The organism is Pseudooceanicola nanhaiensis DSM 18065 (genome assembly GCF_000688295.1).
Taxonomy (GTDB): Bacteria; Pseudomonadota; Alphaproteobacteria; order Rhodobacterales; family Rhodobacteraceae; genus Pseudooceanicola; species Pseudooceanicola nanhaiensis.
The window spans coordinates 429,737-445,321 of record NZ_JHZF01000013.1 but is presented as its reverse complement, the minus strand read 5'-3'; the positions used below and the strand labels follow the sequence as shown (position 1 = coordinate 445,321).

Below are 15,585 nucleotides of genomic sequence, written 5' to 3'. Positions count from 1 at the left end.
GCCCCAGTGTGTCACAAGTCGGCCACCCGGCTCAACGTGATGGCGACGGAATCCATCGCGTCTGCCACAGTCGTGATCTGCGCCTGCTGGATGCTGGCAAGCTCGGGGTCCTCGACCCGGACCAGCGCGATGGTCTTGCGGATCTCGGTCGCGGCGCTGGTCATCGCGGTTTCCGCCTCGGTCCAGGCATCGCGGCGGATCGCCTCGCGCTCGGCCTCGGTGGTGGCCCCGGCCAGGCGCTGGACCGCGCGGGTCCGGGCGCGGTCGACCCCGGCCTTCGCGGCGTCGACGATCCGGGCCACGTTCTGCATGGCCGGCGGAAGGTCGGCCGAGATGCTGTCGAGCTCGTTCGAGAAATCGTTCATCGCGTCGGACATGCAGGCGAGGTAGCGGGTCACGTCTCCGCTGCCCTGCCCGCAGGCCTCGGCCTTGAACTCGAGCGCTTCGGCGAAATCGCGGGTCCGCGCGAGCGCCCGTGACGCCTGCGCCACGGCACCGCTCCCGCCGCCCGTCACGCTGCCACCGCCGTCACTGCCGACGCCGAACGAGATGTCGATCGTGTCGTTCGGGTTGGGCAGGCCGCCGGGCCCCGGCGGCGGGGGCGGCGGCAGATCCGCGGCCGTCTCGGTCACGAACAGCTCTCCGTCGACGATGCTGATGTCGTAATTCTCCAGCCCCGATCCGACCGGACCCGAGCCGGTGATCGCGTAGGGGCTGCCCTCGGTCGTGGCCTCGGCCGCGGCCCCCTCGCTCGACAGGTCGAGCGCGGTCACGGTGTCGGTGGGGAATCGCAGTCCGGCGGTGGTGAACTCGGTCCCGTCGAAGCTGAAGGTGTCGCCATAGGTCTTGATCTGGTTGTCGGCGGTGATCGTCAGCGGCGCCCGGGCCACGGTCATCGTGCCGGGCACATAGGTGATCGCGTAATTGCCCGCGCCGGTGCCCGAGGCGTCCGAGGCATTGATGGCGTAGGGCCCGCCCGCCACGGTGGCGGCGTTCACGGCGCCCGCACTCGACAGCCCGACGCTGTCGATGCTGTCCGAGAAGAGCAGTCCGGTGGCGGTGAACTCGGTCCCGTCGAAGCTGAAGGTGTCGCCATAGGTTTTGATCTGGTTGTCGGCGGTGATCGTCAGCGGCGCCCGGGCCACGGTCATCGTGCCGGGCACATAGGTGATCGCGTAATTGCCCGCGCCGGTGCCCGAGGCGTCCGAGGCATTGATGGCGTAGGGCCCGCCCGCCACGGTGGCGGCGTTCACGGCGCCCGCACTCGACAGCCCGACGCTGTCGATGCTGTCCGAGAAGAGCAGGCCGGTGGCGGTGAACTCGGTCCCGTCGAAGCTGAAGGTGTCGCCATAGGTCTTGGTCTGGTTGTCGGCGGTGATCGTCAGCGGCGCCCGCAGCACCGTCATCGCGCCCGAGACATAGGTGATCGTGTAGTTGTCGAGCCCCGAGCCGGAGGCCTCGAACGCCTCGATCTCGTAGGGCGCGCCCGCCACGGGGGCATCGGCCGCCGCACCGTCGCTGGCGAGCCCGAGGGTCTCTATCCTGTCCGCGAAGAGCAGTCCGGTGGCGGTGAATTCGTTCCCGTCGAAGTCGAAGGCGGTGCCGTAGGTCTTCGTCTGGTAGTTGGCGGAGATGGTCAGCGGCGCGGGCGTCACGGTCAGATCGCCGGTCGCGTAGGTGATCGTGTAGTTCTCGAGCCCCGTGCCGGTCGCGTCCGACGCGTTGATGTCATAGGGCGAGCCGACGACCGGGGCGGAGCCCGCCGTTCCGTCGCTTGTCAGGGTGACGTCGTCGACGCTGTCCGAGAAGTAGAGCGTCGAGGTGCTGAAGCCGTCCAGCGTCACGCTCTGGCCGTAGGTCTTCGTGACGTCGTCGGGGGTGATCGTCAGCGGCGCCGGGGTGATCTCGGCCGCGCCGATCCGGTCGATGACGCGGTGCGTGACGCCGCCCGCGCTGGTGACCGAGGTCGTGTCGAGCGTGAAGGTCGTGGTGCCCGCATTCGTCGAGGCGAAGGTCAGGTCGTCGAAGATCGCCGCGAGGTCGGCCGGGTCGATCGAATCCGACGGGGCGTCGAAGACATAGGGATCGGGTCCGCCGAAGGTGGTGCCCGTGGCCGAGGCGTCGCCGGTCAGCCCGTACTGGACGCTCAGCGCGTCGGGCGAGGCAAGGATCACCGGGCTTGTCGAATAGTTCACCGGGTAGAAGCCGGTGTCGCCGGGCGCCCAGACCTGGAGGAAATCGCCCCCGGCCATGGCGGCGAGGCCGAAGAACGCCTCGGTGTCCTGCAGCTGGGCCGTGGACAACCCGGTGCCGACCGCGCTGGTTGCCTGCCCCGAGGACTGGACGTCCCAGAGGTTGTTGGCCGTGCCGCCGGAGGAGAGATCCCGCCCCGCGAAGCCGCCGGTCGAGAAAGTGGCGTTTCCGGACGTCGTGACCGCGCCGGTGGAATAGGAGCGCGTGACCGGCCCGGTCACGGTGCCGATGAAGCCGCCGACGGCGATGGTGGCATCGGGGTCGCTGCCGCCCGAGACGTCGACATCGGCCCAGGAATAGGAATCGGTGATCCCGTCGCCGCGCCCGGCGAAGCCGCCGACATCGAGCGAGATCGCGCCTGCGGAATTGACGACCGTGACGGAGCCGGTGGTGTTCGACCGGGCGATGCTGCCCGAGCTCGACCCGACGAACCCGCCGACCGTGTTGACCTCGCCGTCCGAGACATGGGTCGCGGTCACGTCGACCGAGATCGCGCTGTCCTCGATGGTGCCGTTGTTGATCGCGACGAGCCCGCCGGTGACATAGCCCTCCGAGGTCACGGTGCCCGAGACGCGCGTGTTCTCGATCAGCCCGTTGTTGATATAGGCGAGCGCCGCGGCGCCGCGTCCGACGATCTCGACATCCGAGAGGGTGAGGTCGCGCACCGTCGCGTTGGAGCCGATGTTGTAGAACATCGCCGTGTTGTTCAGCCCCTCGAACCCGGATTCGGAATAGAGACCCGAGATCCTGTGCTGGTCACCGTCGAACACGGCGTCGAAGCTCTGGATCGGGGCGAAGCCCAGACCGTCGAAATTGGACCAGAACAGCGTCCCGCTCGCGTCGATATCGTTGGCCAGCACGAAATTGTCGCCCGGGAGCGTGCCCACGCCCTGCACGCCGTAGATGTCGGTCAGCCGGTAGGGAGACGTGCCGCCGTCGCCGCCGAGCGCGCGCAGGAAGGTCGCCCCGCTCGACAGGGAGAAGCTGTCCACGTCGAAGGCGGGCAGGGTGCCGAGCTGGCTCCAGCTTCCGTTGAAGAGCCTGAAGTCGTCCACATTCACCGCGGCGGCGGGCGTGATGCTGCCGGCGGCGAAGAGGCTGAAGCCGCCGTTCGGTCCGTTGATCGCGCCGTTCAGGAAGATGTCGTTGTCCGCGTCGAGCGTCAGGGTTGTTTCGGCCATCCAGTCGATATTGGCATTGATGGTGATGTCGCCCGCGTCGGGCACGGATGGCTCGAAGGTGTCGAGCGTGACGTTGCCCGACTCGAGGTTGGCCTCGAGCGTATCCTCGCCGCCCGCGCCGGGGTCTATGACGATATCCTGGGGGTCGAGCAGCAGCGTGCCCCAGGCGCCCATCGGGGCGCGGGTGTCGGCCAGGCCGGAATAGCTGAGCGTCCGCGCGCTCGAGACCTCGATGAAGCCGCCGTCGCCGCCGTTGTCCCCGCCCCGGGCGCTCAGCCGCGCGGCGACGTCGCTCCGCAGGTCGGACCAGAGCGCGATCCGGCCACCATCGCCGGTCCCGATCGCATCGGCGCGGATCTCGGTCGTGGCGTCCGCGGTCAGGGTCTCGGCACGGGGCAGGGCGCCGGCACCGGCGAAGTCACCGCCGATGCGGATCAGCCCGCCCCCGCCCGCGCCGCTGGCGTCGATCCGGGCGCCGGCCAAGTCGATATGGGCGCCGGTGATCCGGACCTCGGGCCGCGCGCGCGGCCGGGCCGAGGTGAGCACGGCCCCCGTGGGGGCCGCCGCGGCGGTCGTGGCGCGGCCCGAGACGGTCACCCGCCCGCCCGCGCCGCCGCCCAGCGTGATCACGCCGTTGCGCACCGAGACGGAGCGCGCCTCGGCCACGCCCGAGAGGTTCACCGCGTGGCGCACGGCCTCGCGGGCCGTGGCGGCCCGCATCTCGATCAGGCCGCCCTCGGCGCTGGCGGTGCCGGAGTTCTCGACCAGCGCCTTGCCGTCGTCGTCGCCCCCGGTGGGGATCGCCACCTGCAGGAACTGGTCGCCGGAGAGGTCCAGCGTCACCCGTTCGCCCGAGGCAAAGCCGATGCGGCCCATGGGCACCGTCACGACGCCTTCGTTGCGCACCCGGCCGCCCAGGAAGGCGGCATAGCCACCGGGCACCACCGTGACCCTGCCGGCATTGCGCACCGTGCCCGAAGCCCCGGTGCCGCCGTAGCGCAGCCGGCCGGCCAGGAAATCGTCATCCGAGATGTTCAGCGTCGAGGCGACGAAGCTGCCGGCGTCGACCTTGCCGTTCGCGCCGATGAAGATCCCGTTCGGGTTCACGAGGTGCACCTGCCCGTTCGCCGTCAGGCGGCCGTGGATCGCGCTGGTGGTGTCGCCCGTGACGCGGTTCAGCAGGGCAGACCCGGCGTCGGGCTGGCGGATGTCGACATGCGCGCCGGACCCGATCGAGAAGCTGTCCCAGTTGACCACCGCCCGGTCGCTGCCCTGGGTGATGACCATGCTCTGCGCCCCGGGGGTGGCGATGCCGACCGTGCCGCTTGCCACCGTGCCGCTGGTCGGCAGCGGATCGGCCAGCAGCGCGCCGGGCAGCGCGACCCCGCCCAGAAGGGCGGCGACAAGGGCGCGTCGTCCGCGCGGGCGAGGATCAGAAACGGAAGGTGCCGGAAATGCTGAACCGCTTTTCATCTGGTGTGGCATCGTCTCGTGTCCCTATGCCGTATTCAATGCGCATGCTGCCTGACCGGAAGCTCGAATTCATGGAGGAGGCGACATCCAGGCCGATCCCGTAGGAGGCCGCCTTGGTAATGGATTGTTCCAGCGCCGTCGGGTTCTCGAGCTTCGCCACCCCGTAGCCGGCGAAGACATAGGGGCTGAACGAAACCGGCAGCTCGGAAATCGTGCTGTCGAAACGGGTGGAGAGCTCGGCCCGGACGACCGCGCCGCTGTCGCCGCGCAGGGCGCCGTTGTCGAAGCTCGACAATTCCGAGCCGCCGACCAGGCCGAATTGTTCGGAGTTCACCAGCGGCCGGCCGAAGGAGGTCTGGAACCGGCCGGTGACCGACAGCGCGATCCGCTCGGACAGGTCCCGCTGGTGCGAGGCCGAGCCGACGAGCTTGGTGAAGGTGGCGTCCGCCCCGGCGCGCGACAGCGGCGGGCCGCCCGCCGCCTCGGCCGCCGTCCGGGCGCCGAAGGCGTCGATCCCGCGCGACAGCACCAGCGCCGCCTGGGTGAAGGACCTGTCGGGCAGCAAGAGCGACATGTTCGCCCCAGCCCGCAGGATCGTCAGCTGGTCGCGGAAGATCGTGCCGCCGCCGATGAGCGCCTGCTCCTCCTGCTGGAGGTCGAGCATCGCCTGCCCGGTGACGTTGAGGATCCGCCCGCGTTTCCACGGATAGAAGAACCTGAAGGACTGCCGGTCGAAATCCGACCGCGTCGGGGCGGCGGCGTCGTCCGGCATGGTGTCGCTGAACGTCGCCTCGACGTTCACGCTGGCCCCCGAGATGCCGACGGGCACCGCGGCACCGAGCGCGAAGACCCGGCTGCGCGGATCCTCCGAGAACAGTTTCTCGGGCGCGCCGGAGAGCCGGGCATAGAGCGTCTCGCCCAGCTTGAAGGGGCTGTTGATCTCGATCCCGGTGTTCAGGTTGAACTCGCCCAGCTCGGTGCTCGACGGGTTGCCGAAACCGACGAAGCCGGTGATGAGCCGGTATTCGGGGTCGACCCCGATCACCGTCGCGCCCTGCGCCTCGCCCGCGGCGATGGCCGACCGCAGCGCGGTGCCGGGAATGTCGCCGGCGAGCAGAAGCTGGCGCTCGAGCTCTTCGCGGGTCAGACCGGGGCGGTTCACCAGCGACGCGGTGAGCTGGTCGATGCGGCGGCGGATGTTCGGATCGACGTTGCTGGTGTCGACCGTCTCGACGAAACCGTTCACGACGACGACCCGCAGGCGCCCGCCGTCGCGCAGGCTCTGCTGCGGCAGCACGACCCGGGCAAGGACATAGCCCGCGTCGGCATAGGCGGCCTCGAGCGCGGCGGTGGCCTCGAACAGTTCCGAGACGGGGATCCGGCCGCGGGTCAGACGGCCGACGTAGGCCCGGTTGGCGCCGGCCATCTGCGGCAGGGGATTCTGCAGGTCGACGCCCGACAGCGTGATGCCGATCGCCTCGGATCCCGGGGGCGGCTGGGTGCCGGGCTGGCCGGTGAAGACGACAGACCCCCTGAGGCGCTGCAGCTCCGGCGTGAACTCCCGCGGGGTGATCTGGCTGGCCGTCTGGGCCTGCACCGGGGCGGCGAGAAGCGTGGCGATCGCCAGCAGCGCGGCGCTGCGGAGCCGTGCCGCGGTCGGTTTCCTGCGTCCTGGACCTGTCACCCTCACGTGGAAATTCCCTTTTCCGAAATCAATCTGGCGACCCGCAGACCCCCGGCAGACCATCGCGCATCCTGCGAACCGATCAACCCTGAATTGCGCGCCCTCGGTCAATGATCCCGAAAGCTGTGCGGTCCGCCATGACGCTAGCAGCGCGAATCGCCTGCGTCAGCCTTCGTGTGAGGGCACCGCATCGATTCCCTTCCGATGCGGTGCCGTAACGTCACGCCGAGAGAACCCGCGAGATCGTCGAGAGCGAATTGACCGCCGTGCTGGTGATCGCGACCGGCGCGAAGCCGTTGTTCTTGTCCACGTCCGAGAAGAAGCCCGAGGACAGCGCTGCCTGGTAGCTTTCGATCGCCGCGATCGCCTGCTTCTTCAGGGCCTCGCGCTCCTGCCCGTCCGGAGTCGTCGTGATCCGGTCGAGGATGTCCTCGAGCGCGTCGTCGAAGACCTCCAGGTGTTCGAAGAGGCCCGACGAATCGATCTCGAGATCCGCGTTCTGGCTTGCCACCGCGTCGATCGCGCTCTGCAGCTTGCCCAGTTCGCTGCGCATGGTGGAGCGCGTCTTTGCCCAGAGCACCCGCGATTTCTGGAACGGCACGACGTCCCTTGGCACCTCGGGCGCCGCCGCGGCCGGGGCCGCCTTCACCACGGCGTCGAGCGCGGGTTTCAGGCGTTCGGCGATGGTCAGCGCGGCCTTGTAATCCTGCGCTCCGGCCTTCTCGGTCGCCATCGCCCAGGCGGCCTGAAGCTTCTGGCGGTTCTCGGGATTGCGGGCCATCGCGGCGGTGTAGAGCTTTTCGAGCGCCGGGGCCACGGCCGCCCATTTCGCGGCCAGCGGATCGGGCTGCGGCGCCTCGGGCGCGGGCCGAATGCCCTGCGCGCCGAGCAGCGGCTCGATCTTGGTCACCACGGCCAGCGCGACCTTGTACTGGCCCTTGGCCGCGGCGCCCTCGGCGCCGGCCCATGCCTTGGCGACCGTCGCGGCCTTGGGATCGTCGCCCGCCGCGAAGCTCCGGACGGCGGGGCCGAGCCGGGCAAGGGCCTGCGCCCATTCCCCGGCCAGCGGATCCTCCTGCATGTCCGAATCGCTGCCGGGGGTGCCGTCGGTGCTGTCATTGCCGTTGTCGCTGTCGCCGGCCTGCACGGGCTCGGGCGTGGGGCCGGTGTCCTGCGCCGCGTCCGGCTCCGCCGTGCCGGTGTCGGCGCCGTCCAGCTCGTTGCCGTCTTCGCCGTCCTCGTCGGCCATCTCTCCGCCACCGGGCAGGAGCACTCGCGGCTTCATCGTGATGTCGGATTTCAGCAGGAATTTCTTGAGGTTGTTCTTCAACCCCTTGGGCGGATCGGTCTCGCAGCTGAAGAGGATGATCTTGCCCTCGACGGTCAGCGTGCCCTGGGTGAGCTTGGCGGTCTCGCCCTGCTTCTTCGCCTGCCGCATCATCACGTCGGGGGATTTCACGAGGTCGGTGCAGATCACCGTGTCCTCGGGCTTCTTGCCCATGCAGAGCCCGAAGCTGATCGGCCGCTGGCGGGCCTTCTGCAACATCTGCTGCAGCCCGGCGAGGTCGTCCTTCGTCATCAGTGCCATGTCCGGTTCTCCCTGTTCCTCTGGTCGGCGGCTCAGGAGCCGTCGACGGAAAACTCGATGCGGCGGTTCCTGCCCCGTCCGCTTTCGGTCGAATTGTCGGCGATCGGGCGCGCTTCGCCGTAGCCGGTCGAGCTGATCCGCCCGCCGCCGATGCCCTGCGCGGCGAGGTGGGCCTCGACCGCGGCGGCGCGGCGTTCGGACAGGCGCATGTTCGCGGCCGCGCTGCCGATGTCGTCCGTGTGCCCGGCGATCTGCACCTTCAGGTCCGGACAGCGGGTGATGATGTCCGCCGCCTGCCGGAGCAGCGGTGCGCTGGCGTCGTCGAGCCGCGCGGAGCCCGGCGCGAAATAGATGTTGCCGGTGCGCGAGAGGATCTCGAACCGGCCGACGCAGGCCTCGTGCGAGAAGTTGCCCGTGGTCTCGAGCGCCACAGGTGTCGCCGGCGCCGCGGCCGACACCGGCGCCGCCGGGCCCCCGGCCGTCTTGCGGAAGATCAGGTCGAAGCTGACCGAGCCCGAGGGCACGATCTTCACGTTGGCGGCCTCTTCCAGCTTGGCGAGCCCCTCGGACAGGTTGAAATCGGCCACCGGCAGCACGATCGGTTCCGCGGTGGACACCGCGACGAGGTCATCCCCGATCAGCGTGAGCGACAGAGGCGCCGTGATCTCGCGCGTGACGCCGTGCAGGTCGAGCGTGAAGGGCATCTCGATGGTCTTGCGCCGGACACTGGGCAGATCGGCGATCGTGGCGGGGTCGATGCGCGCGCTCACCCTGGCCTCGGGAAAGGTGAAGGTCTCGAAGAAGAGGAACCGCATCCGCACGTTGCGCAGGTCGATCCTGGTGTCCACGCTGTCGAGCAGGACGGTCAGCGCCACCTCGCCCGACGGAGAGATCGCCCCGGTGAAGGTGGCGAAGCCCGACGTCTCGATCTTCGACTCGTTCTTGATCGACTGGAACTGGAGCGTGGAGGCGCCCGGTTCGAGCGTCCATCCGTCGCCGAAAGGGGACGGCTGCGCATGCACGCCCCCGGAGATGGCGAGGGATATCAGCAACAAGATTGCGGAAAGGCGCAGCATGATCATATGAAACGTCCGGTAAAATACGCCCAATGGATAACATGTTACCCCAGCGTCAAGGCAACTGTTATATGATCTTCCGGTCCGGCGCGCGCGCTGACGTTGTATCGCCGGGGGTTACGAGGGAAATGATGCGTCTCGCTTTCGTCGTCATGATGCTGCTCGCCAGCGCGCTGCCCGCCCGCGCTGTCGAGCGGGTGGCCCTCGTCATCGGGAACGGCAATTACGGCGCGGTCTCGCCGCTGGACAACGCCACGCGCGACGCGGCGCTCCTGGCCGGGACGCTCCGGCCGCTGGGCTTCGACGTGACCCTGGTCGAGAATGCGACGCGGGACGAGCTGATCCGGGCGGTCGCCGAATTCGGGCGCCGGCTGCGGGTGGCGGGGCCCGAGACGGTCGGCCTCTTCTACTACGCCGGGCACGGGGTGCAGTCCTTCGGCGCGAACTACCTGCTGCCGGTGGACACCGAGCTGACGGTGGCCGCGGACCTCGACCTCGTGGGGCTCGAGGCGGCGAGCGTGCTGCGCCAGATGGCCTCGGCGCGGAACCGGATCAACATCGTGATCCTCGACGCCTGCCGGAACAACCCGTTCGAGGACATTCCCGACATGGACGACAACGGGCTGGCCGAGATGAAGGCGCCGACCGGCACCTTCCTGGCCTATGCCACGGCGCCGGGGGCGGTGGCGCTGGACGGGACTGGCGACAACAGCCCCTTCACCGCGGCGCTGGCCGATGCGATGCAGACCGAGGACCTGCCGATCGAGCAGATGTTCAAGGCGGTCCGGGTCGAGGTCATCCGGCAGACCGGCGGCGCGCAGACGCCCTGGGACACGTCATCGCTGACGCAGGATTTCGTCTTCAAGGCCGGCGAAGAGCTCAGCCCCGAAGCCTTCGCCGAGGAGCAGCTGTGGAAATCCGTCGCGCCGACGCGGGATTCCGTGCAGATCATGCTCTTCCTCCGCTCCTACCCCGACGGGCGCAAGGCCGAGGAGGCGCGCGCCCTCCTGAAGGAGGTGATGGCCGAGGAACTCTCCGCTCCGGCCGCGCCGCAGCCCGCGGCCCCGGCCCCGGTGGCGCCCGCCGCCTCGGAGGCCGAGCTGATGGAGGCCGCCCGCGCCGCCGGCACGCCGGAAGGCTATCGCGCCTATCTCGACGCCTACCCGGAAGGGGTCTTTGCCGAGCTGGTGAAGATCGAGCTGGCCGCGCTCGAGACGCGGACGGGGCAGGCCGCGACGCCGCCCGCCGCCGCCGCGCCCGAGGCGCCTGCCGAACCGAGCGTGCCCGACATCTTCTTCGACCGGCCGCTGTCCCTGGGGAGCCCGCAGATGATCGGGCGGACGATCACCGAGATCACCCAGGGCACACCGCTCTACCCGCCGATCGAGGGCCTGCCGGACAGCGCCTGGAAGGACCAGAGCTGTTCGGGATGCCACCAGTGGACGCGGGAGGCCCTCTGCGATCAGGGCCAGACCTATGTCTCGGACGCCGGTTCGCGCGCGCTCCAGAAAGAGCATCCGATGGGCGGGACCTTCAAGCGCGTCCTCAGGCAATGGGCCGCGGGCGGCTGCCGGTGAGGCCCGGGCTCACTGACTGGCGGGTGCGGTGGTGATGAAGAAGTAGACCCATTCGCCCTTGAACGCCGGATCGGCCGCGCGCGCCGCGGCGATCCTTTCGGTCAGGACGTCCAGGTAGGGGGCCGCGGGTTCGCTGATCGGCCGCAAGCCTTCGTAGAGCGGCACCGACGCGGCGAAGGCGACCGCGATCTCCTGCCCGAACGGCGGGCCGATCGTGATCCTCAGCCCCGCCCGACCGGCAAGGTCGCCGCCGACCGGCACCACGGATTTCGCCGCGTGGCGGGTGAGCGGGATGACCTCGTTCGGCACGAGGTGGATGACCGAGCCGTCGGCGGCGAAGTAATCCACGTAGACGAAGGCATCGTAATCGGGCGCCGTCATGTCGAACTGCAGCCGCTGGCCCTCGGTATAGCTGAAGTCGCGGGCCTGCGCGGTGGCGCCGATCAGAAGCGGATTGGTGAACTGGTCGGTCGATTGCGGCAGCCCGGTCGCGGCCATCCCGGCCAGCGCCCCGCATTGCGGCGCGGGCAGGTGCAGAAGGTTCGCGCGGATCGGGATCCCCTCGCCGACCTGCCCGCGCAGCGCGTCGAGCAGGGGCTGCGTCAGCGCGGGGTCGGGCACGTGGCCGCGCAGCTCGAGCGCGCCGCTCTCGGGCAGGAAGGTGGCCGAGACGCGGGCACAGTCGATCCCGGTCAGGACCGAGGCCAGATCGTCCCGCAGCTCGGCCGCGCCCTCCAGCACCTGCGGGGCCATGAAGGCCTGGATCGTGGCCAGCGCCTGCGGATCGGTCACCAGCCTGTCGCCGAAGCGCCAGGCGAGCGTCGCGGTCGCCCGCGTCTCGGGCAGCGGTGCGCCGGGGGCGGTCGTGGCAAGCCCGGAGGCCCGGGTCTCGGGCAGCCTATCGCCCTCGGGGCTGGCCGCGGCCATGGCGCTGGCGGGTGGAACGCCGGGGGCGAGCCGGTCGGCGGTGACCGGTGCGGGTGCGGCGGGCTCGGACGCCACGGCGACGGGGGGCGCCGGGGCGGCCTGCGCGGGGAGGGCGGGCAGCGCCGCGGCCTCCGGCGTGGTGGCCGCGAGCCTTGCCGCGGCGGCCTGGACGGACGCGGCCGTCACCGCCTGCGGCGCATCGGCGGAGAGGCGTGCGGCGGCGGGCGTGTCCGTGGGGATCGACTGCGCCGGAACCGCTGCCGGGGCGGCGGAGGCGGCCGGCGGCGCGGTTGCGGCGAGCCTGTCGGCAGAGGCGGCCGTGGCGACGGCGGTTTCCGGCGTGGCGGCGGTGGCGGGCAGCGGTGTGCCCGGGGAAGCAACGGCCGCGGCGTTCTCGACCGGGGCGGCCAGCGGCTGCGCCCGGGATTGCGGCACGGCGGCGGCATCGAGGCTGGCTGCCGCGGCTTCGGCCTCTGCCGCCGGGTCGGCCTGCGGTGCCTGCGCCGCGGCCTCGGTCGTGGGCGCCTCGACGGTCTCGAGCGCCATGCTGCTGCGCTGCCTGGGCTGGTCGGGGACCGGCTCCGGTTCCAGTGCGGGCAGGATCAGCGCCACGGCCCCAGCGTGCAGGGCGAGCGAGCCGCCGAGCGCCGCGGCCCATGTCGCGGCGCGGGGCATCACTCGCGCTCCGGCGTGACGACGAGCATCACGTCGCGGGCGCCCAGTGCCTCTATCCCGGCCACCAGCGGCAGGACCTCGGACAGATGCGCGGCCCGGTCCGCGTTGACCCGCACCAGCGTGTCGGGCGCGGACTCGAGCCGGGCGGCGATCCGGTCCAGCACGGCGGCGGCGTCCGCTTCCGCGCCGTCGAGCGCCAGCGCGCCGTCCGCCGCGATGGCCAGCGTGACCCCGCCCGCGGGCATGTCGGTGCCGGTGACGGCGCGGGCCGGGCGCAGCTCGAACGGGGAGGTGGCGTCGAGCCGGCCGATCAGCATGAAGAAGACGAGCAGGAAGAAGACGACGTCGATCAGCGCGACGATGGTTTCGGGCGCGCTGCGCCGGGGCGGCCGTTTCAGCTTCATGGCTGCGCCGCCAGCTGCATCAGCCGGATGCGCGTCGCCCCTGCCAGCGTCAGCGCGTCCAGCACCGAGACGAGGTCCTGCGTGGTCGCGCGCGTGGACGGCAGGACGACGACCGAGAGCAGCGGGTTGTCCGCGATCCGCGCGGCGATCTCGGCGCCGAGCGCCTCATCGGTCAGCGGCTGCCCGGCGAGGATCGCCTGCCCGTCCGCCGAGATCCGCAGGAGCAGGGTGCCCGCCGGTTCGGAGGCCGCGCCCGCGCCCGCGTCCGCCGGCGCCTCTTCGCTGCGCTCGACGAAGGGGATCATGTCGAGGTTGAGATAGGTCGAGGTCACCATGAAGAAGACCAGCAGGATCAGCATCACGTCGATCAGCGGGACCAGCGAGATCAGCGCCTTGTCGGAGTGATACCGGGCGAGCTTCATGGCGTGGTGCTTCCGGTGTCCTCCAGCAGAAAGAACTGCCCGACGGCGGTTTCGATGTCATGGGCCGCGCCGTCCACGCGGGTGGTGAGGAGCCCGGCCCCGATCGCCGCCGGGATCGCGACGATCAGCCCCGCGGCGGTGGTCAGCAGCGCCTGCCAGATGCCGCCCGCCAGCACCGAGGCATTGGCCGCGCCCTGCGCCATCTCGAGCTGCTGGAACGACTGGATCATCCCCAGCACCGTGCCAAGCAGGCCGAGCAGCGGGGAGACCATGGCGATCAGCTCGAGCAGGCGGAGATGGCGGGACATCGCCTCCACCTCGGCATTGCCGCGGCGCATCAGCTCGGCCTCGAGCGGCTTGCGCGGCATCTTCCTGCGGGTCGCCTCCATCGCGTAGGCGAGAACGCGGTCGGCCGGGGCGCCGCCCTGCGCGACCGCCGCCGATGCCGCCTCGCGGTCGCCCTTCGCCCATGTCACCAGCGCGTCGTCCCGCCGGGCCCGGCCCGACCGGACGCGGGCCAGCGACAGGCCCTTGCCGACGATCAACGCGATCGAGAGCAGCGACAGGATCGCGAGGATGATGATGATCGGCCCGCCGCTTCCCGCGGTCTCGAGAAGGGCGCCGGGCATTCTATTTCTCCAGCCGGGCCGTGGTCCGGCTGACGAGGTCCACCAGCGGGAAACAGTCGGCGGCCTCCTCGTTCTGCGGCTTGCAGACCTCGATCGCGTGCAGCAGCACCTCCGAGATGTCGTCGCAGGCGATGCCGGGGATCTCGAACAGTTTCAGCGTCGTGCGGGCGACGGGGAGCGGCGCGGCGTCGACGTTCAGGAGCCGGTCGATCACGCCCCCGCCGTCGAGGATCGCGAGCGACATCTCGAACCCCTCGAAGGCCTTTCCGCTGTCGTTCCGGAACAGGAAGAAGGCCCGGCATCCGCCACCGTCGGACGATTCGAACTTGTTCAGCTCAACCGTGAGTTTGCCTGCGTCCGCCGCAGCCTGCGTGGCCAGCGACACCGACCCGCAGAGCAGGATTGCCATCAATGAACGCATGTGACCTCCGCTGATATCACCGTCGATCAAAGGCGAAACGCCCAATCCGGTCAAGTTTTTCGGGGGTGCGGGGCGGAGATGCGAAATATTCACGAAATGGCTCGGAAAGGCGCGGAGTGCCTAGCAAAAGCCAAGTTTCGTGATAACGTGACGTAAACTTTTCAGGCGCAACGCGCCAAAATCATGAACTAATTCGAATTCAGGGAGGGTCAATGGACGTCGAGCTTCTTCTTCAGGATCGTGAAGAAGATCCGCCCAGCGGTGAGGATCTGGAGTATGACCCGGGCTTCACGCAGCTCGAGATCGCGGCCCAGCCCGGCGAGGAGCGCCAGGCCGGGGAAGAGATCCTCGCGGCCGAGGAACCGGACTACAAGGAGGTCTCGAAACTCGCGCTGGCGGTGCTGGAACGGAGCCATGACCTGCGCGCCGCGATCTACCTGGCCGAGGCGCAGCTCCGGCTGAGCGGCTTCCCCGGCTTTGCCGAGGCGACGCGCTATATCCGCCAGTGCCTCGAGACCCATTGGGAGACCTGCCACCCGCAGCTCGATGCCGACGACGACAACGACCCCACGATGCGGGTCAACGCGGTGCTCACGCTGGCCGATCCGAACCGGATCCTGCGCGGCGTCCGCAAGGCGCCGCTGACCCAGAGCCGGACCTTCGGCAACATGTCCCTGCGCGACATCGCCGTGGCCGAGGGCGAGATCACCCCGAGCGCCGACATGGACGATGTGCCCGACACGTCGAGCGTCGGCGCCGCGTTCCAGGACACCGACGAGGAGGTCCTGCGCCGGATCGCCACCGCCGTCTCCGGCGCGCTGGGCGACGTGGAGGCGATCAGCGCCAAGTTCGATGCCGAGGTGCCGGGGCAGGGGCCCGACCTCGATCCGCTGATCAAGCTGCTGAAACAGGCCAACACCCGGATGACCTCCGCGCTCGGCGGGCCGGTCGAGGATGTGCCGGCGGAGGAGGAACCGGGCGATGCCCCGGCCGCCCGCCCGGCCCAGGGCGGCGGCGGCGCGATCAACACCTCGACCGACGTGCTGAACGCGATCGACCGGATCATCGCCTATTACGCCCGGGCGGAGCCCTCCAGCCCCGTCCCCATCCTCCTCAACCGCGCGAAGAAGCTCGTGAACGCGGATTTCCTGACCATCGTGAAGGACCTCGCCCCCGGGGGCGTCGACAACGTCAACCTGATCGGTGGCATCGAGGAAGAAGACTATTGAGATCAACCGCCACCGCGCGTGGCTGAAAGCGAACTGCGACAGGTGC

General features: G+C 70.0%; 11 protein-coding genes. 2 read left to right on the top strand and 9 right to left on the bottom strand.

The window, feature by feature from the left end:
- Nucleotides 1-11: 11 nt before the first annotated feature.
- The 4 genes from Q344_RS0112120 to Q344_RS0112105 form a co-directional block, all read right to left on the bottom strand.
- A complete protein-coding gene (locus Q344_RS0112120) occupies nucleotides 12-4,907 on the bottom strand; it encodes an MBG domain-containing protein (protein WP_084178396.1) in 4,896 nt (1,631 codons plus the stop codon).
- Nucleotides 4,867-6,597 carry a ShlB/FhaC/HecB family hemolysin secretion/activation protein gene (locus Q344_RS0112115; protein ID WP_244881786.1) on the bottom strand — a complete coding sequence of 577 codons (1,731 nt, stop codon included), beginning with the start codon at nucleotides 6,595-6,597 and terminating at the stop codon, nucleotides 4,867-4,869. The genes Q344_RS0112120 and Q344_RS0112115 overlap by 41 nt, the downstream gene beginning before the upstream one ends.
- Before the next feature lie 214 nt (nucleotides 6,598-6,811).
- Nucleotides 6,812-8,179: a hypothetical protein gene (locus Q344_RS0112110; protein ID WP_028286942.1), complete on the bottom strand. Its 1,368-nt coding sequence runs from the start codon at nucleotides 8,177-8,179 to the stop codon at nucleotides 6,812-6,814.
- A gap of 32 nt (nucleotides 8,180-8,211) precedes the next feature.
- Entirely contained in the window at nucleotides 8,212-9,231 is a 1,020-nt protein-coding gene (locus tag Q344_RS0112105; RefSeq protein WP_244881785.1) for an OmpA family protein, read from the bottom strand.
- 155 nt (nucleotides 9,232-9,386) lie between these two features.
- Here Q344_RS0112105 and Q344_RS0112100 point away from each other — a divergent pair, with 155 nt between their 5' ends.
- Nucleotides 9,387-10,832: a caspase family protein gene (locus Q344_RS0112100; RefSeq protein WP_084178463.1), complete on the top strand. Its 1,446-nt coding sequence runs from the start codon at nucleotides 9,387-9,389 to the stop codon at nucleotides 10,830-10,832.
- Nucleotides 10,833-10,841: 9 nt separating this feature from the next.
- Here the strand turns inward: Q344_RS0112100 and Q344_RS26695 are convergent, their stop codons facing one another.
- Genes Q344_RS26695 through Q344_RS0112075 form a run of 5 tightly spaced genes read right to left on the bottom strand, consistent with a single transcriptional unit; the run spans nucleotide 10,842 to nucleotide 14,310 of the window.
- Complete coding sequence (locus Q344_RS26695; RefSeq protein WP_051630589.1) at nucleotides 10,842-12,434, bottom strand: DUF4384 domain-containing protein; 1,593 nt, start codon at nucleotides 12,432-12,434, stop codon at nucleotides 10,842-10,844.
- Entirely contained in the window at nucleotides 12,434-12,838 is a 405-nt protein-coding gene (locus Q344_RS0112090; RefSeq protein WP_028286939.1) for an ExbD/TolR family protein, read from the bottom strand. The genes Q344_RS26695 and Q344_RS0112090 overlap by 1 nt, the downstream gene beginning before the upstream one ends.
- Nucleotides 12,835-13,260 carry an ExbD/TolR family protein gene (locus tag Q344_RS0112085; RefSeq protein WP_028286938.1) on the bottom strand — a complete coding sequence of 142 codons (426 nt, stop codon included), beginning with the start codon at nucleotides 13,258-13,260 and terminating at the stop codon, nucleotides 12,835-12,837. Before Q344_RS0112085 ends, Q344_RS0112090 begins: the two co-directional genes overlap by 4 nt.
- Nucleotides 13,257-13,889, bottom strand: coding sequence for a MotA/TolQ/ExbB proton channel family protein (locus Q344_RS0112080; protein WP_028286937.1), 633 nt, complete (start codon nucleotides 13,887-13,889; stop codon nucleotides 13,257-13,259). The genes Q344_RS0112085 and Q344_RS0112080 overlap by 4 nt, the downstream gene beginning before the upstream one ends.
- A gap of 1 nt (nucleotide 13,890) precedes the next feature.
- The gene (locus Q344_RS0112075) at nucleotides 13,891-14,310 is read right to left on the bottom strand and encodes a hypothetical protein (protein WP_028286936.1); all 420 of its coding nucleotides are present in this window, start codon (nucleotides 14,308-14,310) and stop codon (nucleotides 13,891-13,893) included.
- A gap of 212 nt (nucleotides 14,311-14,522) precedes the next feature.
- On the opposite strand from Q344_RS0112075, the gene tssA reads away from it, so the two are divergent.
- The gene (gene tssA, locus Q344_RS0112070) at nucleotides 14,523-15,539 is read left to right on the top strand and encodes a type VI secretion system protein TssA (protein ID WP_028286935.1); all 1,017 of its coding nucleotides are present in this window, start codon (nucleotides 14,523-14,525) and stop codon (nucleotides 15,537-15,539) included.
- The last annotated feature ends 46 nt before the right edge of the window (nucleotides 15,540-15,585 follow it).